This window comes from Paenibacillus prosopidis (genome assembly GCF_003337375.1).
GTDB lineage: Bacteria > Bacillota > Bacilli > Paenibacillales > Paenibacillaceae > Pristimantibacillus > Pristimantibacillus prosopidis.
Map to the genome: position 1 here is coordinate 97,651 of NZ_QPJD01000020.1, position 21,241 is coordinate 118,891.

General features: G+C 48.3%; 19 protein-coding genes. 2 read left to right on the forward strand and 17 right to left on the reverse strand.

Going from position 1 to position 21,241, the window contains the following annotated elements:
- Positions 1-42: 42 nt before the first annotated feature.
- The 13 genes from DFP97_RS25745 to DFP97_RS25805 all read right to left on the reverse strand — a co-directional run bounded on the left by DFP97_RS25745 (position 43) and on the right by DFP97_RS25805 (position 14,220).
- Positions 43-1,806: a UbiD family decarboxylase gene (locus DFP97_RS25745; protein ID WP_114383541.1), complete on the reverse strand. Its 1,764-nt coding sequence runs from the start codon at positions 1,804-1,806 to the stop codon at positions 43-45.
- A complete protein-coding gene (locus tag DFP97_RS25750; protein ID WP_114383542.1) occupies positions 1,806-2,735 on the reverse strand; it encodes a COX15/CtaA family protein in 930 nt (309 codons plus the stop codon). Before DFP97_RS25750 ends, DFP97_RS25745 begins: the two co-directional genes overlap by 1 nt.
- 159 nt (positions 2,736-2,894) lie before the next feature.
- Positions 2,895-3,242, reverse strand: coding sequence for a thioredoxin family protein (locus DFP97_RS25755; protein WP_114383543.1), 348 nt, complete (start codon positions 3,240-3,242; stop codon positions 2,895-2,897).
- Positions 3,243-3,302: 60 nt separating this feature from the next.
- Complete coding sequence (locus DFP97_RS25760; RefSeq protein ID WP_114383544.1) at positions 3,303-4,919, reverse strand: copper amine oxidase N-terminal domain-containing protein; 1,617 nt, start codon at positions 4,917-4,919, stop codon at positions 3,303-3,305.
- A 245-nt stretch (positions 4,920-5,164) separates the two neighbouring features.
- A complete protein-coding gene (locus DFP97_RS25765; RefSeq protein WP_114383545.1) occupies positions 5,165-6,799 on the reverse strand; it encodes a putative polysaccharide biosynthesis protein in 1,635 nt (544 codons plus the stop codon).
- 20 nt (positions 6,800-6,819) lie between these two features.
- Positions 6,820-7,545, reverse strand: a complete 726-nt coding sequence (locus DFP97_RS25770; RefSeq protein WP_114383546.1) for a ThuA domain-containing protein — start codon at positions 7,543-7,545, stop codon at positions 6,820-6,822.
- A 21-nt stretch (positions 7,546-7,566) separates the two neighbouring features.
- Positions 7,567-8,049 carry a DUF456 domain-containing protein gene (locus DFP97_RS25775; RefSeq protein WP_114383547.1) on the reverse strand — a complete coding sequence of 161 codons (483 nt, stop codon included), beginning with the start codon at positions 8,047-8,049 and terminating at the stop codon, positions 7,567-7,569.
- A gap of 7 nt (positions 8,050-8,056) precedes the next feature.
- Complete coding sequence (locus DFP97_RS25780; RefSeq protein WP_114383548.1) at positions 8,057-8,809, reverse strand: Cof-type HAD-IIB family hydrolase; 753 nt, start codon at positions 8,807-8,809, stop codon at positions 8,057-8,059.
- Positions 8,810-9,003: 194 nt separating this feature from the next.
- A complete protein-coding gene (locus DFP97_RS25785) occupies positions 9,004-10,434 on the reverse strand; it encodes an ABC transporter substrate-binding protein (protein ID WP_181873676.1) in 1,431 nt (476 codons plus the stop codon).
- 179 nt (positions 10,435-10,613) lie between these two features.
- On the reverse strand, positions 10,614-11,486 hold the full coding sequence (locus DFP97_RS25790; protein WP_114383550.1) for a metal ABC transporter permease: 873 nt from the start codon (positions 11,484-11,486) through the stop codon (positions 10,614-10,616).
- Entirely contained in the window at positions 11,483-12,424 is a 942-nt protein-coding gene (locus DFP97_RS25795; RefSeq protein ID WP_114383551.1) for a metal ABC transporter permease, read from the reverse strand. The genes DFP97_RS25790 and DFP97_RS25795 overlap by 4 nt, the downstream gene beginning before the upstream one ends.
- Before the next feature lie 2 nt (positions 12,425-12,426).
- The gene (locus DFP97_RS25800) at positions 12,427-13,233 is read right to left on the reverse strand and encodes a metal ABC transporter ATP-binding protein (RefSeq protein ID WP_114383563.1); all 807 of its coding nucleotides are present in this window, start codon (positions 13,231-13,233) and stop codon (positions 12,427-12,429) included.
- A 30-nt stretch (positions 13,234-13,263) separates the two neighbouring features.
- Positions 13,264-14,220, reverse strand: a complete 957-nt coding sequence (locus DFP97_RS25805) for a metal ABC transporter solute-binding protein, Zn/Mn family (RefSeq protein WP_114383552.1) — start codon at positions 14,218-14,220, stop codon at positions 13,264-13,266.
- Positions 14,221-14,550: 330 nt separating this feature from the next.
- Between DFP97_RS25805 and DFP97_RS25810 the strand changes: the two genes are divergently transcribed.
- Complete coding sequence (locus DFP97_RS25810; protein ID WP_114383553.1) at positions 14,551-14,943, forward strand: YmaF family protein; 393 nt, start codon at positions 14,551-14,553, stop codon at positions 14,941-14,943.
- Positions 14,944-15,179: 236 nt separating this feature from the next.
- Here DFP97_RS25810 and DFP97_RS25815 read toward each other — a convergent pair whose 3' ends face one another.
- From DFP97_RS25815 to DFP97_RS25830, 4 genes are all read right to left on the reverse strand, one after another.
- Entirely contained in the window at positions 15,180-15,479 is a 300-nt protein-coding gene (locus tag DFP97_RS25815) for a hypothetical protein (protein WP_114383554.1), read from the reverse strand.
- Between the two features lie 303 nt (positions 15,480-15,782).
- Positions 15,783-17,873, reverse strand: coding sequence for a peptidoglycan D,D-transpeptidase FtsI family protein (locus DFP97_RS25820; protein WP_114383555.1), 2,091 nt, complete (start codon positions 17,871-17,873; stop codon positions 15,783-15,785).
- A 45-nt stretch (positions 17,874-17,918) separates the two neighbouring features.
- Positions 17,919-19,082 (reverse strand): transglutaminase-like domain-containing protein, encoded by a 1,164-nt coding sequence (locus DFP97_RS25825; RefSeq protein WP_245976601.1) that lies wholly within the window; start codon positions 19,080-19,082, stop codon positions 17,919-17,921.
- Positions 19,082-19,531: a hypothetical protein gene (locus DFP97_RS25830; protein ID WP_245976602.1), complete on the reverse strand. Its 450-nt coding sequence runs from the start codon at positions 19,529-19,531 to the stop codon at positions 19,082-19,084. The genes DFP97_RS25825 and DFP97_RS25830 overlap by 1 nt, the downstream gene beginning before the upstream one ends.
- A 159-nt stretch (positions 19,532-19,690) precedes the next feature.
- On the opposite strand from DFP97_RS25830, the gene DFP97_RS25835 reads away from it, so the two are divergent.
- Positions 19,691-20,863, forward strand: coding sequence for an MFS transporter (locus tag DFP97_RS25835; protein WP_114383557.1), 1,173 nt, complete (start codon positions 19,691-19,693; stop codon positions 20,861-20,863).
- Positions 20,864-21,241: the final 378 nt, after the last annotated feature.

Here is a 21,241-nt window from a genome sequence, read left to right on the forward strand (position 1 = left end):
CTTCGAAAGCATATGCTTGGTTTGTCTTTAGCATGACCGTTATTACAGCTTGTACTCGCTCCAGCGACTATCAACAAGCTTGACGATATCCTCACGCGGGAACAGTTCATCCGGATAGCCCGGCTTCATTCTCGCATCAATAACGATCGGAAGCTTATACCCAAAATGATGCCGGCGAAGATTGGAATTTGCGTAAATATCGTCAGCAGGATTAAAACGCGTGAATACCGTCCATAAGAACGGCGTTTGCGCTGCTGCGATCGCTGCATCGTCTGCGAGGATGACGAGCGGCCAAGAGGTTTCTTTCTCTGTCAGGCGATCAAGCAGCCGCTGCGCAAGCTTTGGCTCTGCTTCATAGGATGCGCCAGATACGACTAAGCAACCGCGGCAATAAGGCTGTGCGGCCGTTATTTCATCAATGGCCCCTTCCTCATATACACTAGGCAGCTCGCGCACAGGATCGCCCACACCAAGCAGTACACCTTTGCTGCCGTGATTCAGCTTGCCGCCGGTATAGTCGAGCGTGTCATGCGACGTGTTATCAAAGATAAACAAGTCGGATTCCGGACGGAACCGCTCCAAGACGGTTTCAAGCAAGGAAGGAAAATTTTCAAGCTGTACCGGCTGGTTCGTGACAATAAGAAACTTCGTTAATGTAAGCTGTCCTTCTCCCAAAATCCGGAATGCAGATGTCAGCGCTTCACGTGAATAGCTTTCCCGTACAATAGCGGCAGCAAGCGCATGGAAGCCGGTTTCGGCATAGGTCCATAAATCTTTTACGCCAGGCATCGCCATCGGGAACGCAGGTGACAGCAGCTTTTGCAGAAACTCGCCCATATAATAATCCTCTTGGCGAGGCTTGCCGACTACGGTAGCCGGATATATAGCATCCTTGCGATGCCACATATGGCTCACATTAAATATAGGAAAATCATGTGTAAGCGAGTAATAGCCATAATGATCGCCGAACGGCCCCTCAGGTCTTCTTATATGCGGAGGTACATGGCCGCTAAGAACGAACTCTGCTTCCGAAGGAATGCGATGTGTGCCGTTCGGGTCTTGAACGACGGGCAGCTTGCCGCCAATAATGAGCGAAGCAAGCAGCAGCTCCGGCAAATGCTCCGGAACAGGAGCAATCGCCGATGCGATTAATGCTGGAGGCCCGCCTAGAAAAACAGATACCGGCAGCGCTTCATTTCGCTTCTCCGCTTCATGGTAATGGAAGCCGCCGCCTTTATGTATTTGCCAGTGCATGCCTGTAGTAGAATCATCGAAGATTTGCATTCTGTACATACCGAGATTATGCTGCTTCCGTTGTCCGGGATGCTCGGTATAGACAAGCGGGAGCGTAATGAACGGGCCGCCATCCTCCTGCCAGCTCGTAATCGCAGGTAAACCTGCAAGCGGGTTTTCCCGTTTGCAGGCCTGAAGCACAGGGGCATTGCCGGCTGGCACTTCCTTCAATCCAACCTTCAGCATGTCCCAAATTAAGTTTTTCTCGCCCCAAATGGCTTTCGGAGTCGGTGGCAGAACGCGATCGACCGCTCCGATAATTTGCTTCATTAGCGCCTCCGGACGCGGACCGAAAGCAAGATCAACTCGACGGCTTGTCCCGAACAAGTTCGTTACGATGGGAAACGGACTGCCCTTCACGTTTGTGAACAGCAGCGCTGGCCCTCCGGCATCAATCACGCGGCGGTGGATTTCTGCTGCCTCCAAATTCGGATCAACCGGAACATCAATTATTGCCAAATCATTTTCGCGCTTCAGCACGTCCAAAAATTCACGTAAATTTGAAAAACTCACTAACTTCCACGTCCTTCCCTAAGCCGCCATGAACGAATTAACATATCCAATAATAGTCCGAACAAACCTGTAATAATCAAATTATGCAGTAGACTTGTGAAAATAAACCAATCATTACTACCGATTGTCACCGTGAGCAGGGCTCCGCTGAATACTTGTGTAAGAACAAGCCCGAGGGCCCAAGCCGCCGGTATTGTCAAGCCCGCTTCTCCATGGCTTACTTTCCGGATATGAATGTACAAGCCAGTAATGGAGAGCGCCAATATAAACGCCGCAACCCTGTGAATAAATACGGCTCCGGTCGCACCCTCTAGCTCCGGTACGATTTGACCGTTGCAAAGCGGCCACCCCTCGCAGCCTCCTGCCGATTCCGTATGTCGAATGAAAGCACCCAGATAAACGACGACATAGCAATATATTGCAGTGAATAACGCTCTTGGAAATATGGAACGCGGTACTGTCAGTATCGGCTCCTTGCCGTTGCGTACACGATAAATCCACACAACAAGCAGCATAGTTGCGGCAAAGGCAATCAACGATATACCGAAATGAATCGCCATGATCGGCGGAGATTGCGGCCACATCACTGCAGCGGCTCCCATTAGTGCTTGTACAATAGTGAAGAGCAATGCGCTTAACGCGTAAAACAGCGGTTCCTTAAACACTTCCCTGTTCTTTCTATACATACGATAGACAGAAATACTGACAGCAAGGACAAGCAGGCCTTCTAGGCCGCTGACAAGACGATGGGAATATTCAATCATCGATTCTAACGTATAAGCCGGTATAAATTTTCCGTTGCATAATGGCCAATCATCGCCGCAGCCGCGGCCAGATTCGGTATTCGTGACGAGAGCGCCGGCAAGCAGTACAAGAAGCATTCCGATGCACGCAGCGAGAGCTAACGCGCGAAAACGGCCGGTTACCATAATAAAATCACCTTTTTTCAGGAATTAATAACAGTTCAATTATATCGGTAACAAACCGCAAAAGCCATGTTGAAAATGTGACACTTAAGCGCAGACTGCCGCAAAAAAGGAAAGCCCGCGCAGGGAAGGACGATGTCCTCCCGCAGCGCGGACTGCCTATTACGTATGGCTAAGCGCATTACTTACTTCAATGGCACGATTAACGAACTGCTCAATTTCCTCGCGCGTTTTGCGAAGCTTGCTTACGAACCGCACGAGCTCCTGACTATTCCGGAACGCAATAAAGCTTGGTATGCCCAATATATTAAGCTCCGAGCACAGGTCCGGCAAATCGTCGCGGTCAAGCTCGACAAAGGTTACTTTACCTTCGTAGTGACACTCCAGATCGGGCATAAACGGGTCAATAAAATGACAATCCTTGCACCAGGTTGTTTTGAACACCGCTATCGTCAATCCATCGCCCGCCACCGCTTCGCGAAACTCAGCGTCTGTTGTCAGCTTTCTCATACAGTCACCCCTAACCATTAAAACAAATGTGATCTAATAAGATCGGCCGTTTACTACAGCTTATACTTCCCGTTCGATCTTAAATATTTTCACATCTTCGTAAAAATCTGTCCAGCTAATTTTTGCGCCAAGGGCGGATGCAAGGTTTCGTGCAGGCACGTATGCAGCACCGTCGACTACCGTTACAGGGAAAGCCCATTTTACAGTTTTGCCATTGACGACTGCTTTATCGCTGCCGATCTTCACCACAATCGTCGTATTTGTTGCTTCGTCGAACACTTTAATACCCTTCGTTTTCGGATCGTACGTAATAACGGCACCGAATTGCTCCGCCGTATCGCGCAGTGGAATGATAGTCACACCAACGGCTGTCACAATCGGTGGATTGTATTCATCATCCGTGAACCAAGACATTGATTGTTTGCCGATGTGCAGCTTATTTTTCAACAAATCATAAATCGTTGATTTCTCATCAAAATGTTTTAATATTTGGTACCCCTGCATCGTAAACAATTGCTCTGCACGAATGGCGGATTCGGAAGCGACCGGAACCTCAGCCTTCACGGTGCCGTTCACATTCCAAGCCTCGCTCTCCACTTTAATGGATAGGCCCTTCAGCGGTAATACGGCGAGCTCAGGGTTTGCGCTCGGAACATAAGAAAGCTCATACACTTGCTTACGGATATCAAGCTTGTTGTCAATGTAGACGTCAGCCTTAATCGTTAGATTCTTACTGAACACTTCATCGAGTGTTTCTTTCTCCTCTGTTTCCATCAACTTCAGCTCTGCTTGTAATTCTGTAAGTAATACTGCGACAGCATTTGATGTTTCCTTCACCATTTCTTCTGGAGTAGGAGCATCGAGTCCGCCTTCCTGAAGAGGGTTCACCATGCCTACAGCTGCCCATACTTCCGGGTTGCTTGCCAGGATCTCGAACACGCCTGCTATCATCTTATCAAGACCTGCGCGGTCGGCTACCAGCGCATCGACATATTTTTTAACCCATGTCCAAATTTCCGGACCATTCAGGTCGACATGAACATGCGTGAGAGAAGTGGAAATGCCGTTAATCGGTTCGATTGCCGGCTTCACTTCAATACGCTCAGGGTTCGGCAAGTTATTAATCGCATAAGCGCCAATCGTATCCACAATTTGATGACCAAGCGCCGTCATGGAGGCTTTGTCCAGAGCAGGTGCAGCTGGGTTCTCTTCATTAGCATCAGGAAGTACCGGAATGCCGGTCAATCCGAGCAAGCTTTCGCTTGTCAGATCTAGCACGAATGGCTGCTTCGCGCCTTCAAGCTCCATGACCGCCAGTTTGTCAGACATCTTCAAGGAAAATTTGATGCTCGTAGCGTCTCCGAAAATAAGGCTCCCGTCCAGAGAAAGATGCGAGCTGTCTTGCATCTTCACATTATCCAGCTGCAGCTTCAAGCTGGACACCATTTTCATAAGTGCAACTTCCTCTTCGGGCAAACCTACAAAGGCCTGTTCGTCGAGCAGCATTTTGAGTTCAATCGATTGTTTTCCTTCGCTCGACGTCACTTTCAACGCATTTTTCAATACAGTATTAAAATCAACATTACCAATAGCTTGACAGCCTGCTACGAATACGAGCGTAAGCGTAAGTAAAAGTGCTAGCAGCTTGCTCGATCTTCCAAATTTCTTTACCATCATGACTTCTCTCCCTTGATAAATAGAATTATTAGGCCATCGTCACTAACAAACTCCACCTATTATACAGGAGACTCTCTTAATAGTAAATGTATGGAAAACACTAGTTTTGTCGAATTTAATAGGCTTGGCCGGCAATAAATGAGACTAACAAGTTCACGATGGCGAATCTTCTCATAAAAAAGAACGCTCCCAGCTCGCTGGAGGCGTTCCCTGTCATTAATGACTATTATTAAACTATAAACCTATTAATTAGCTTTTCTGTAAAAAGGCTTCAGAATCAGCGTTAACGGTTTGCGAAGCGGTCCCGGGAATGAGCGAACATCCTCCGGCGTCACAACGCGAAGCGCTGCCAGCAAAATAACGTACAGTCCGCCAACCACTAATGCAGTTACCGCAGCTGCCGCAAAGTAGGACAGCTTATTCGCCCACGTCTCCGTGACCGCAAGCATGCCATACTCCGCCCCCCAGCCGGCAAGAGCCGGAACCACAACAGCAGCCATATATGGCAGCCAGCGGCGGCCAAGTACGTTCAACTTCACTTCATTATTGATCTTTCTTACATTTAACAGCGTTACGACGATAAAACAAATCGATGACCCAATAATGAGACCGTATACGCCCAGCAATGGCGCGAGCAAGATACTGGCTATTACCTTTAGTCCTAATCCGATAAACGTATGATTCATCGGCAGCTTCGGATTATCAAGCCCATACAAAATCGAATTGGTTGTCATCATCGTAATTTGAAAAATGGTGCCCGCCGTAAGCAAGGCTACCGCACCGCTTCCGCTTGGCGTTTTGAATAATAAGCCGGTTACGGAATAAGCAGCAACCGTCAGAAGCAAGGCGACAGGCACTCCGGTGAAGCATACGATTCGCATCACGAGTGACGATTGGCGCTGCACCTCACTCATATTTTTCAAAGAATAGGCCGATGAAATGACGGGGATAATCGATGCGCCTAACGCTATCGCCAATATTGGCGGTATGCCGGCAAGCGCCATTGCTTTAGTCGAGTAATTCGCCAGTACTATATCTGCCAATTCCTTGCTATAGAAGGATTGCGTCAACCTATTAAATAAAGACATATCGAAAAAATAGACAAACTGTATGGTCATCGCCGTTACAACCGCTGGAATGGACATACGGAATATTTCCCGGTAAATAGAACGAAACGGAAGCTGTGAGCCTTCTGCTTTGATAGCAGTGTTCGGCGAGCCGCTTCGCTCCGAATGATCCTGCTTTTTCAGCTTTCTTCCGAACCATAGCATGACCGATAAAGCTCCGATGCTTCCGAATACGCTGCCTATTGCGATAGCTGCAGCGCCCCATTCGTCACCCCAGCCCCAGCCCAGCACAATAAGCGCCAATCCGATTCCGCCAATAATCCGTAAAATTTGTTCAACGATTTGCGAAATGCCTCCCGCAGCCATGATCTGCCGGCCTTGGAAATACCCTCTTGTCATCGCGATGACCGGAAACAGCAGCAGTGCGGGAGCAATAGCCTGCAAAGATAGAACCGTATATGGTTCCTTCGAAATCCGCCCGTAAAGCGGTGCGAAACCAAACATCGCCACCGCCAACAGCAAGCCGGTGACAGCCCCGAACAATAATGCCGCCTTGTATATACGTTTGGCCTCGTCCGGTCTGCCAAGCGCATAACGCTGCGAAATCATTTTGCTGATCGTAACCGGAATGCCTCCTGTGGCGATGGTGAGCAAGAGCAGATAGATCGTGTTAGCGGCGTTAAAGGCCGCTTGACCGTCGGGCCCAAGCATATAATCGAGCGGAATGCGCTGAAACAGCCCGAGAAGCCGGGCTGTCAGCGCTGCTGCCGTTAATATTAGCGTACCTTTAATTAATGAGTCTTTTTTTAGCATAGCTGTTCTTCCAAGTCTCCCTATCCTTTATTTGCGATCGGCTCCAGCGGCTGATGATTGCCGCGTACCGGTACCGCCGCGCCTGAAGGAGCCGCCCAGCGTACGCCATTCTGTATTACTTGCAGCACTTGCGGATTGTAGTAGGTCGGATACGTCTCGTGACCGGGGCGGAAGTAAAAGATTTTGCCTTGGCCGCGGTTAAAGGTGCAGCCGCTGCGGAACACTTCTCCGCCTTCAAACCAGCTGACGAAAATAAGCTCGTCCGGCGCAGGAATATCGAAGTGCTCACCGTACATTTCTTCACTATCGATTGTGATGTATTCCGGCAATCCGGCTGCAATCGGATGGGCAGGATTAACAACCCAAATCCGTTCCTTCTCTCCAGCCTCGCGCCATTTCAGATCGCAGCCGGTGCCCATCAGCTTCTTGAATATTTTTGAGAAGTGGCCGGAGTGCAATACGATTAAGCCCATGCCGTTCCATACGCGCTGTTGAACACGCTGAACGATAGCATCATCCACTTGGTCGTGTCCCATATGGCCCCACCAAATAAGGACATCCGTATTGGCAAGCCGCTCCTCGGTCAGACCGTGCTCGGGCTCCTCCAACGTTGCGGTAGCCACCTCGATGCCATCGCCGGCAATTCCTTTAGCCAGCGCTTGATGTATGCCGTCCGGATAAACCTTTTTTACCTCATCATGAATCTTTTCATGCAAAAACTCGTTCCACACGGTTACTTTAATCATCGTTCGTCCTCCTTATTTCATTTACAATACGAGCCACAAAATAAACAGCACAATCATAATCGCCTGAAGAATAAACTTCACAACAACGCTGGTAAACAGACCGACAACCGAACCAAGCCCGACTTTCAGCGACCGCTCCAAATTCGTTCCGGCAATCATTTCACCGATAACAGCCCCCGCAAAAGGACCGATAATAAGACCAAAAGCAGGAATGACGAAAGGACCGATAATAAGACCGATCATACTGCCGATTATCGAAGCCCGGGAGCCCCCGAACCTTTTGACCCCCCAAGCGCTGACGGCGTAATCGGCTATGAATAGCACGATAACGATCAAAGTCTGAATCAGCCAAAACCAAATACCAAATTCACTAAAAGAAAAAAACAAACCGTAAACAAAAAATGCTCCGTAAATCGCTAGCGCCCCAGGCAATATCAGGTAAATTGCGCCAGCCATCCCGACTGCGAACAGCAAAATTACGAGTACCCATCCTAATATATCCATACGTTCATCATCCTTTCAAAACGTATCGTTTAATAACCTCGGCCACTCCATGCTCGTCATTAGTAAGGGTTATGAAATCGGCAGCTTCCTTAACCGCTTCCTGCGCATTGCCCATTGCAACGCCTAAACCCGCTTCACGAATGGCGGCGATGTCGTTCAAGCTGTCCCCGACTGCAATGACTTGTGACATCTCGATGTTCATTAAACCGCACAGCTCTTGAAGAGCGCTTGCTTTGGAAACGCCTAGCGGATTCAGCTCCAGATTCCAAGGCGATGAATTGGTAATCTCCAGCGCTCCCCAGGTCTGCACCTCTGCCAGCAGCTTCTCTCTCACGCTGTCATCTTCCGTGTAGTAGCCAAATTTCAGCCAATGATGCGAATCATAATCGCCTGCCGGACTAATCCATTTCTCTTTGTTAAAAATATCATCGGCTGTATAAGCCCAAAACCAGGTTTCGCTGTACGCAAGAGCGAGCTCATGCAGCCTTTGCACATAAACAGGGCTTAAATGCGTCCGCTTGTGCAGTACGTGCGGCCGGTGCCATATTTCACTGCCGTTCACCGTAATCATCGGCGTCTCAAGCTTCAACTGCTCCGCAAAGGGCAGCGCGCTGCGAAACCCGCGGCCGGTCGAGAAGCTGACAGTCACGCCGGCATCCAGCGCTTTCTGTATCCACTCGGCATTTTCCGTACTAATTTCACTTTGCTCATTCAGCAGCGTCCCATCCATATCCAGCGCAACTAATTTGTAATCTCCCAAGTGGTATGTTCCTCCTCGCAAATATAAACGGCTGGCGCCATCATCTGACGGCGCGCTTCAACAATAAATCCCAACTAGTAAATTATTTTAGCACATTTATGGCAGATTCCAAATGAAAGCCGCATTAAAAAGAAACAGCTTTCGCCCAGTCGCGAAAGCATGCTTCCTCAAAAGTCGTTCATATGTTCAAGTGATTACTGTACCGTACCCCCTGCTCCCTCTACAGCAGGCGTATTTCCGTTTTTGATTGCGGGGTCTTCCTTCTCGAGCAGCTCCTGCCCTTTAACCTGCAGCAGTTCAAGCGTTTCTTCAAGCGCTGCCGTACCCTCCTTCACCTTCTGAAGCTCCTGCTGAGCGACGTTCCTAAATTCCATCCAAAAGTTTTCAGGAAGCTTTTCAAAATCCTTGTAGCTATTAAATGTGCTTGGCTTTAAGCTGTAAAATGCCGCATAATTACGTCCTTCGTCATCCTTTATGTATTTGGTGCGCACCGGCAAGCCGTTATAATGGTTCGACTTCGACTTTACTCTCGCGTACTCATCGCTGCTTAAATATTTAAGAAATTCCCAGGCCGTTTCTTTATTCGGCGAATCCGCGGTAATCGCAAGCACATTGTGAAACGCCATCATGTTGCTTTGATCCGGAAATTGCTGGCCGACCGGAACGGAAACCATATCCCAGTTTTTCACGACCAATTCCTTAACTTTTTCATGATTTGTCGCTTGTTTAATTTGATTGATATAATTAAAGTCTCCAATGGCCATCGCCAGCCGCCCGGAAATAAATGGATCACTCAATAAATACTCCTCATAGGTGCTTCCCATGTTGGATTCTTGATGCTGCATGCTTTCAAAATAAAGCGTGTCCGATTCCAGAGCGCCAAGTGCCGTATTGAATGCATTTTTCCACGAATCAGAATTGATCGTCATCAGCTTCTGCGTCGCATTTACATAGTTAATGCCGTCCGCGGAAGTAAGTATACCCGCCAGTTCGAATAGATCGTCGCTGTACCCCATTTTCAAGCCATAGATGCGGTCCTTCTCTTCTCCATCAGTCGGAAAGCGCCGGGCCAACTGAATGACGTCATTCCAGCTCATTCGATCGGTGGGAGGCTCAATTTTATATTCTTCGAACAGGTCTTTATTATAAAAAAGCGCTTGGCTGTAAAAGCTCGGCGCCAGGCCATACAGCTTGCCTCCTCCAAGCTCTCTTAAATAATCAAGCATTCCGGGGACCAGCCCCTCCGTATCATATTTCTCCTTCTCTATGAGAGCATCGAGATCGTAGAGCTTTCCGTCCGCCGCCATCGTCTTGTATTGCTCCGAATCCAGCATAACGATGTCGGGCTTCTTTTCCTCAATAAACTTAATGGTCGCAGCCTTGTAGTCCGTCGTTTCTTCTGTATGAATACCTTGCGTGGAAATAACCTCAATACTAACGTTTGGAAATAAGGCTGTGAACAGCATCCCATAATCCTGATAGAAAGAGCCTTCATCGTAATGCATAACCCGAAGCGTATCCTGCTGATTTTCATCTTCCCCATTATTGCCCGCCCCAAAGCTGCAGCCCGAAATAATAATGACGATTAAAACAACCGGTAAAACGAATTTAAACCATGATTTCATAAGTACTTTCCTCTCCCTCTCCATTACCTCCTAATTTGTCCCAGATATAGAACGTTTGTTATTGGATAAATGTTACAATTTTAATGAAAAAAATTTAGCAAAGCCTACAAATAAAAAAAGCATCCTTTGTATGGATGCTTTCCCTATATATTGAATGGAATCTAAGTCATTTGTAAAAGCTACCGGGCGAGCTGTCTTAACCGGAGCTTTTTAATAACGATGCCATGCGACGGCGAGAACAGAAACGCGGCAACGAACAATAATGACGCAGCGCATACCATGCAGCCGGCAATGGAAGCGTCCAGCAGCACCGCTGCGCCGTAACCAAGGAAGGTGCTGGCTATACCAACCGCAATGCTAAGCCCGATCATAACGCCGAGCTGGTCCGTTAGCAGATAAGCCGTCGAGGCCGGAATAATAAGCAGACCGACAACCAGTATAGCTCCAACGCTCTCAAACGAGCTGACCGTCGCCATCGAGACTAGCCCCATTAACAAGTAATGAAAAACAGCGACGGGAATGCCGATTGCGGCTGCAAGCGCCGGATCGAAGGCGCATAGCTTAAATTGCTTGTAGAACAAGCCGATTACCGTCAAAATTACAAGCAATGTAAAACCAAGAAGCCATACCGCCTTCGGCCCCATATTAATGCCGCCAACCTCCCAAATGTTCCAATGGACGTAGGCAATTTCACCATATAAAATGGCATCCTGATCCAAATGCACCTGCCGTGCGTACAAGCTCACTAATACGACCCCGATCGCAAAGAGCGCGGTGAAAACGACACCGATCGATGCGTCAGCCTGAATGCCGCTTTGCTGAAACATTTGAATAAGAAAGGTTGTCAGAAGGCCGCATATCAACGCTGCAAACATCATAAGCAGCGAATCGCGTGAGCCGCTAAGCAGGAAGGCTACGACGATTCCCGGCATGACAGAATGGCTGATTGCATCGCCGATCATAGCCATTTTTCTTAATACGAGAAATACGCCAAGGACACCGCAGCAGCTAGCTACGAGTGCACCTGTAAGCAGTATCCAGAAATCACTCATAAAGCCGCCTCCTTTTTCACTTGCTCATGAATGCGAGGCTCATTTTCCCGGATGAAGCGTTCCTTCACGCGCTGCCGCATCAACCTTTTCGCAATTAATCCACGCTGCGGCCCGAATAGGATCGAAATGCCAAACAGAAGAGTGGCTGCCAGCACCGTTACCGGACCCGTCGGCAGATTAGAAACAGATGCGCTGATCCAAGTACCTACGGCACCGCTTGCTGCGCCGAACAATCCGGATAATACAACCATGAGTCCAAGCCGATCCGTCCAGTATCTTGCAGAAACGGCAGGCGTGATAAGCAGCGCCGCCACTAGCACAACGCCAACCGCTTGAATGCCGGCTACAACAGCGACTACGACCAGAAGCATAAGCAGCTGCTCAAGAAAGGCGACCGGATATCCAATGCCTCGCGCAAAGCCGGGATCGAAGGAGATGATTTTGAACTGTTTAAACAGCAGCGTGCAAACGGTGATAAGCAGTGCGCACACGATTGTCATCGTAATCACGTCAGACGCAATCATGGAAGCAGCCTGACCGAACAAAAACTTATCCAAACCTGACTGATTGCCATAGTCTCCGTGCTGAATCAACGTAAGCAGGACGATCCCTAGCCCGAAAAAGCCGGATAACACGATCCCCATCGCCGCGTCCTGCTTCAGCTTGGAGTGCCTCGTAATGTAGCCGATGCCGAACGTTGCGACAACGCCAGCCACCCCCGCACCGATTAGAAACAGCCCAATGGATTTCACGCCCGTAAGCATAAAAGCAATACATATTCCAGGCAATGCGGCATGGGCGAGCGTGTCGCCCATTAAGCTTTGCTTCCGCAAATACGAGAAGCATCCGATTACTCCGCTGCTCAACCCGAGCAAGGTGCAGCCGATAAAAATCCACTGCATATTCGGATCAGCCAGCATCGACCAAATCGTTTGCATAGTCACTCACCCTTTCCGCCAGAAAATGACGGGTGCTGCAGGCTGCGGTCGAGAAAAGCAAGTCTGCCGCCATAAGTACGCTGCAATTGCTCCTGCGTGAATGTTTCAGCCGTAGGGCCGTATGCCTGCAGTTCCACATTCAAGAGCAATACGGAATCGAAATAATCCTGTACGGTTGCCAGATCATGATGGACGACAATAACCGTTTTCCCCTGCTTCTTCAGCTCCTGCAGCAGTGTAATAATGGCCTTCTCCGTCGCTGCGTCAACGCCTGCAAACGGTTCATCCATGAAGTACAGCTTTGCATCCTGCGCAAGCGCCCGCGCGAGAAATACGCGCTGCTGCTGCCCGCCTGACAGCTGACTGATTTGTCTGCCCGCATAGTCGGCCATGCCAACCTTATTCAAGCACTCAAGCGCGATTGCCTTGTCTTTGGCGCCAGGGCGACGGAACCATCCGAGATGCCCATATCTGCCCATTAGCACGACATCAAGCGCATTCGTCGGAAAATCCCAATCGACCGATTCCCGCTGAGGTACATATCCGATCATTTGACGCTGCTGCTTGTAAGGCTTCCCATATACAAGCACTTCTCCGCCAAGGCTCGGAATGAGTCCGAGAGCCGCTTTCATCAGCGTCGACTTACCGGCTCCGTTTGGACCGATCACGCCGACCAGCTCTCCCTCTTTAACTTCGAACGATACATTTCGCAGCACCGGCTTCTTCTGATAAGCTACGCTTAATCCGTTAATGGCAAGCGGAGCAGTTGTCTTCGCATTACGAGATGAAACCGTATGTGTAAGGCTCATGTTCATCACTCGCTCTCATTGCTATTTACACTATTTCAATGCAGCCACAATCGTATCCACGTTGTGCTTCACCATTCCGATATAGGTACCTTCCTCGGTTCCCGCATCGCCCATCGCATCGGAGTATAGCTCTCCGCCAATCTTCACTTCATGGCCTAATTGGCGAGCACCTTCAATGACAGACTCGATCGATTTTTTTGGAACGCTGGATTCGATAAACACCGCTTTTATTTTGTTTTCCACCAAATAATCACGCAACTTGCTAACATCCTTCGAGCCGTATTCGGACATCGTATTCATGCCTTGCAACCCCGTGACAGTTAACCCGTAGGCTTCACCGAAATAGCCGAACGCATCGTGCGCGGTTACCAGTATGCGGGCTTTCTCAGGTATAAGCGCAATCTGCTCACGCGCATAGTTATCAAGCTGTTCAAGCTCTTTGATATATGCAGCCGCGTTTTCTTTGTAATAGTCCGCATGCTCCGGATCCTTCTCTACCAGCGTATCCCGGATCACTTCCGTTGCAGACATCCACAGCTTCACGTTAAACCAGATATGCGGATCATGACCACCTAGTGACTGATCTTGAGCGGCATGCAGCTGGTCTTCCTTCAAATAGGAGGAGACCGCAACCGTCGGCTTACGTTGCTCCAGCGCTTCGAACATTTCAGCCATTTTCCCCTCAAGGTGCAAGCCGTTATAAAAAATGACATCCGCATCGTCCAGCTTCTTCACATCGCCTTGTGATGCTTTATACAGATGGGGATCGATTCCCGCCCCCATCAAGCCGGTAGCCTCCACATACTCGCCGCCAACCTGCTGAACAACATCGGTAATCATTCCAGTCGTTGCCGTAATTTTCAGCTTGCCGTTACCACCCGTCGTTTGCTGCCCGCATGCGGATACAAACGTCACCGTCAGCACCAAAAAAATAATCGTCATAATAAATCTGCGGATCGCTGAATTCGTTCTGTGTGCTTTACGCATCGTTGAAACCTCCATCACTTAAGTTATTTTATATGCGGCAGAGTTTGCCCCTATGAATCTTAGTTTACCAAAAGCCTTTTTTTTAATAATACACAAAAATGTTTCTCTAATGCAACATTTATTTTTAAATTGGTCTATTGGACAACTTTTTACCTGTCTTTACATGGCTGACGTCTGTTCAGAGAAAATAAAGTATTAGACTAGATGTATTGAAAATATTTTACGAAAGCCCCCGTCATTTTTTTCATTATGGGCTTTAGCCGTTTCCTGACAAACATGGTTCTTCATAGACTAATTCCGTACCTAATTCATTAGGAAAGGGAGCAAAAAATGATAATTCCTGTTACCGGATTTGTAATGGGATCTTCCGAAGATGACGATAACCATCATTCGCATAAGCTATATATAACGTCTTGGAATGGCAACCCTGTACATGTTCATGCCTTTTCCGGTGAAACTTCCATCGATGACGGACATTCTCATCAATATTCGAGTTGGACCGCTCCTGCTCCTACCGGGGTTCCTCATGTACATGGATATCAAACTGTTACTTCACTGAATCACGGCCATACCCACCTTATTCAGGGAACAACCGGCCAAGCCATCGCTCTTCCCGGTGGAGGACACTATCATTTATTTGAAGGATATACCACTATTAACGGCACTCATCCCCATTCACATGCCTATCGCGGGAGAACAGGCAATGAAGTTAGTAGTATGTAAAAAAATTCACTAAATATAAAGGACATTCTACAATATTTAATAGAATGTCCTTCTTTTTGCTCTTATGGCAACTTCGTTATTTCCTTGTCAGGCTCGTTTCGAACATGTTTATCATGATAAACACAAGAAAATCTTTAATTTTATTGGGGGGTAAGTCAACGCAAACAGACCCGTAAGATGGCCGCTTTATTCGCGAAGTGTCCGTTCTTACGGGTCATTGTTTAATTTAGGGACTATTATTTCGAACGTTTCTTGGCTTTATTATGCTTCCCGCGTTTCAAGCCCGATACCATGACATTTTTCTCCGTATGAGTATAAATGTGCTTATAGACAGGACAACAATGATGCTGTTTAATCGTTTCAATATTTTGAACGACATTCACAAGCTGCGGATGGTAGTAGTTCTCGTATTGCGTAATGGGGGGATCATAGATTGTCTGCGTTGGACAATCGGGACAAAACTCAATTTCATTCATACTGCCTACATTTCCGACATTTCCGACATTGCCCATATTATAGTAATTATTAAAATTCACAGTAATTATCTCCTTCCTGTTTTGGAATATAATTTTATTTTATTCACAGAGAGGCAATGCTGCCTGTACGATTGACTCGGAAGGCGATGGCCCCCAATGTTTATGTGGTATAGGGGGCGAGAGAATTGCCGCGTATCGGTCACGTTGTTCAGGCTGCGATTTCGATTTTTAATGCTCTTTGGACAATGTCATCTTCTTGCAAAGATGCAGCTCACGTTTCATGACAAAACAAAAAGAACCTTCCCGTTTTAGGCCGATAACCATACGGGAAAGCTCCTTATGTTTGTTAATTAATAAATATGGTTATTCACCTTGAGCCACAGCCGCTCCTGTTGCTCCAGCGGCTCCCGCTGTTCCAGCAGTCCCCGTAGCAGAAGTGGTTACCGCCACCTTTTTCTTCGGTACGCCCGTCAAGCCGATTTCTTGATCGTACGCATCAAAAATCTGGCGTGCGATCGGAGATGCACCATAGGCACCGAAGCCGCCGTCAGGAACGACAACCGCCACTGCCAGCTTAGGGTTATCAGCCGGGGCGTAAGCGATAAATACCGCATTTTCCGCGCGGCGGGACGCTACGTCCTGCTCGGATGTTCCCGTTTTACGTCTGTAGCTGTACTCGAACCCTTCAAAGCCTTGCGATTTTACCTTCGACATGCCGGTTTCAATCTCTTCCCAATATTTAGCCGGGATATCAACCGTATTTAGCACTTCCGGCGTGAAGCCTTGAATCAAATTGCCGTCGGAGTCTTTGATTTCGTTCACGAATTGCGGCTTCATCCGCTTGCCGCGGTTCGCAAGCATCGCCGTATATTGCGCAAGCTGCAAGGTTGTATATCGTCCTTGTTGACCGAAGGAAGCAAAAATTAGTGCCGACTGGGAGCTGCCGCGTTCAGCCTCGCTAAAGTACTCGATTATACCCTTGGATTCGTTTGGCAACCCGCTTCCCGTCAACACCCCCAGACCGAATTGCTTCATATATTCATCCCAGATCTCGACACTGGTCTTACCGTTCTTTCCACCGCGCATATAGAGCTGATTCCCGACCATTGCAGCCATGAAAGGGTTGGATGAATGCTCGATCGCTCCCGCTCCGTCGATATTTCCGTACACGTGTCTTTGCGAATTTCGGATAAAACGCTCATAGCCTGTTTTACCGAATGTAAAAACCCCGGTATCTGTATAACGGGTCGTCGGCGTGAACAAACCCTCATTAAGTCCGATAAGAACGGTCAACGGCTTCAGCGTAGAGCCCGGCGGTACAATCGACGACGGGTGCTTATCACGCTCTGCCTTCGTTTCATATTTACCGTAAACACTTCGGATCGTTCCGTTTTCCAACACGTTTTGGAAGTTTTCGTAATCCTCCGGACTTATTCGGCCGCCTGCCCAAATGTTCGGATCGTAATCAGGCATACTTGCCATCGCGACTATTTTGCCGGTTTCAACTTCCATAGCAACGGCAAAGCCGGTTTTCGCATATTCAGCACGTTCATATGGGTTGTTGGACGTCGTTATTTTTTTCAAATGATTCATGATTGCTGATTCTGTCTTCAACTGCACATTTTTATTAATCGTCAAATAAATGTCTGAGCCTTTTTCCGGATTCGTAATTTCCATCGGTCCAATGATACGCTCCGCATTGTTAACAGGATACGTCTTCAAACCGTTTTTGCCGCGCAGCACGTCTTGGTACATATACTCCAAGCCGTCCATACCAACGTCCTCTTCCTCCAAATATTGAAGCGTCGGTTCCTCCTCCGTACTCTTTTCCTTATAAAAATCAAGCGTTTCACGAACGCCCTTATACTTCTTCAAATAGCCGACCAATTGAACGGAAATGGACTCCGAGTCGTAATTTCGCACGCTCTCTTCCATGATGTCGATCCCCTTAAAGGAGGTTCGGTTTTCCATAAAATAAGCAATCTCTTTGTTTGTCAGTCCGGATTTGATGCGGCGCGGAGTGGAAATCGTATTCCTTCTGAAGTCGAGATCCATCTGGCGGATAATATCGTCCACCGTCATCGCCTCAGCTGGATTGCCATATTTGGTGAATATCTGTTCAAGCTGTGCCGCCATTTGCTTCGCGCTTTCCTTCGCATCCTCCAGCCCCAGCTCCGGCTGAATGCTGAAATATAACGACTGCGTCGATGTAGAATACGCGATCGGGTACCCGGTGGAATCGTAAATATTACCCCTAATCGGTGGAATTTTGACGCTTCTCGTGCTTTTGCTGCTGCCTTCCGCACTAAGGGTTGGACCTTCCACAAACTGCAAAATAGCGAGCCGAACAATTAATACGCTAAATAAAGCGAATGTAATAAAGAAAAATAAGTTTAGCCGAAACGAAAAATGGCGCCTGTTTATAATTTCCCGCTTTTGCGGATCGTCTTGCATTTGAATCACCTCATACCCGTGTAATAGCTAAACCAATAAAAGAAATTAAGCGTCGCGAATGTGTGTCTGTTCGAATTGCGGCGGATTAAACCAATCCCCCGATGAGGCCCACGTGGCATCAAGCGGAATCCATCCGCTGTCGCCCTCGCCTATTTTCACTTCATTCCATGCATGCGGACCATAGCCGCCCCGGCCGTCAGCGCCCATCCCCGTAACGACCCGAACCTCAAGACCGGCGGAGCGTGCCATCACGGCATATAAGCGCGCTATATCTATACATACGCCTTTGCGAGTAACAAATGTCTGAGGAGGTGTTTGTTCCTTCCATATGCCGAACTGCTCATAATTGCGGGCTTTATCCCAGTCATAAGCAATGCGGGTACCTAACCAGTCATACAGCTTCCGCGCCTTATCCTCGTTCGTAAGCGCGTCCTTCGTGACATAAAGGGCAGCCTTCTCGATTTCAGCGGGAACTGCGTAATCAATAATTTCATATTTACGCTGCAAGATTTGCTGGAACTGCGCCTGGACCGCCTCGGTCAGCACCGGGCCTTGTCCTGCGAGCACATCTCCAGCCACAGGAGCGAGCCAGGATGCCGCTTCTGTATATAACGGGGATTTAGATATTTTGTCTGTAAACCAGCCGTTAGGCACGAGAGAGACGTAAACGAACAACAATGCGACAAAGATGAAGGAGCGGCCCGCACCGTGTGCGGCACCTATTATTGCACCAACAACGCGGCTTGCGCTGCGCTTACCCGGCAGTTCCTGAACAGATTCTTCTCTACCGCCTTTTAGCATGCTGAAGACAAATCTCTCAATCAGCGGCTCAACCAAAGACGCCAATGCGCGCAGCAGCAAATAACTGATCAGAAACAACACGCCATAGCGAAGCAATGCAAAGTCCCTCAGACTCGTAAGCAGAGTAAACCATGCTTGCTCCACATCGCCAAGCTCCCGTAATGGAATATTTACGTGTCTTGTAAGCCAATCCGCGATAACGGGTGAACATACATTCGTAAGCTGACCTGCGAGCACCAAGCAAACGACAATGACAACACCCTCCCACACAAAATAGAAAAGACGCCTCGCGGAACCCGACGCGCCTCTCCTCATCCCTTGCACAAGCGAGCCTAGCAGCAGCAGGAGTACAATAATCGCAACAGGTTCCGGCTCTCTGATTAGTTGATCCCAATTATTCATAGGCATTACCCGTTCTGCTTTGCTTGTTCAATGAAGGTTTGTATGGTGTTGTCCAGCTCCCATTTACCGAGCGGAGCACCGCGGAATGAAATCGAAACCTCATTTGCGCCGGGTTCACCGGTAAGCTCTACATTATTTGTTTTAACCGTAAACGTTCCATCCTCGTTCGTAACGAAGGTAGCATCCTCCGCCCCGCCAACCATCGCATTCACAGCTTCCTGTTTCATCGTCTCTGCAAACTCAGAGCCGATTTCCTTCAGGTCGTCCATGCTGTAGCCGCTATACACCACAATACCGAGAACGATTGCTGCAACGATTGCCCATTTCACAACTGTCTTCACGATACGGATTATAAGAAACAGTACAATTAGCGCAATAACGAGTACGAGCCAGTGCTCTTTGAAAAACGATGTCCATGTGTCTAAGTCATACGACGAAAAATCTAAAAAATCCAAAACGATCCCCTCCATTATACCTCGTACAAAACCCTATTACAAAATATTATAACCTACTAGATATAGGGCGTAAACGCTTCTTCCTTTTTAACCAGACATATCCTGTCCCACGCAAACGTACAAGTATATAAGAAGGTATTTGGCTAGGAGGGCAGCCCTGTGAAAACAGCTGTATGGCTTTATTTATTTTTATTCGTCGCTTTTTTTGATTTGCACGCGCAGTATCCGATCTTGACTCCCTTCGCAATTTCTCTCGGCGCGGCGCCTTCCTTTATCGGACTAATGATGGGCATGTATTCTATTACGCATTTGCCCGGCAATCTCATTGCGGGCTTCGGCGTCGACCGTTACGGCAGCAGACTGTTTATTGTGTTCAGTCTCTTTGCAGCTGGTGTCGTGCTGTTATTCCAGTCGCATGTCACAAATCCATGGCAGCTGCTATTGCTCCGCTCCATTAGCGGCTTTGTTCTAGCCTTCCTGTCTCCTGCCTGCCTATCCCTGCTTGCCAGAATTACGAGCGACCGCACGGAGCAAGGCAAGCTTATGGCCGGCAACGGGCTCGTTCATACGCTCGCATCCGTCGTATCTCCCGCTGCGGGAGCTTATCTAGTCGCCAAGATCGGCTTTACCACCGCCTTTACTTTACTAGGCTGGATACTCATCGTTACCGCGGTTTGCGCGATCTTCTTCATAAGGGAAATCAATGTGAAAACCGTGCAAGCTCCGGAGGTGTCCATTCATCCCGTTCCAGTCAAAAATAAAGCAGTGCTGCCGCTGGAGCAGGCTTTACCTATCCCGTGGCTGGTATATGTCCTTCCGGTTGCACTCAGCTGCGCGCAAGGTATTCTGTCGTTTGAGCTTCCGTTGATGGCCAAAACACAGGAAGCGATGCTTACGACCGGTTTGTTATTTTCCGTCGTCAGCATTGGTGCTCTCGTTACGCTTAGCATGCTGTTCCTAAACCGGGTTTCCGCCTTTCAACGGACTCTATGGGGCTCGCTTGCGTTAGCGATCATTTATTTTTGCATCGCTTCCCATATTTCCGTCCCGCTTACGGTTATGCTGCTTTTTGTCGGGATGGCCAAGGGTATCATATTACCTGCATTGTCTACGTTGTTAATCGAGCTTAGTGGCGGAGCGCGCTATGGCCGCACATTTTCCGTGCTCTCGATTGCGTTCTCGGTCGGCGCTTTTATCGGACCTATGGCCGCAGGTCAGGTGCGCGATTATATTTCACCGTATTATATTGCATTTATTGCGCTTATGATTGCGGTATCCGTACTCCCACTCCACATCTCGCGCTCATTGGCCTCCCGTACCTTTTTTTCTTAGGCATAGGTAAAAGCACAAGGCGTTTGTCACCCCGGGACATACAATACATTATGTCAGGTGGCCATAAAGGAAAGATGTTTACAGCAGCTTATGGCATATTGGCCTCCATGAAAAGGAAGCGGGGTGACTCCATAGATGTCTGGATATGTAGAATCGGCAAATAAAGGTTATGGTCATAACCTCTTCACGAACACGGGTACGATCCTCGTGTTGTTCATCTTGCTCGTTATCGTAGCGTGCGCTTGTTTGCACTAATACTAAAATACGTAATGGGCTATGGAAAGGGGCTGTCCCAAAAGTCATAAAGACTTAGGGGCAGCCCCTTCATTGTTTTAAAAGTTGTAAAAAACAAAGAAACCATCCTTTGGTAAAATGGAG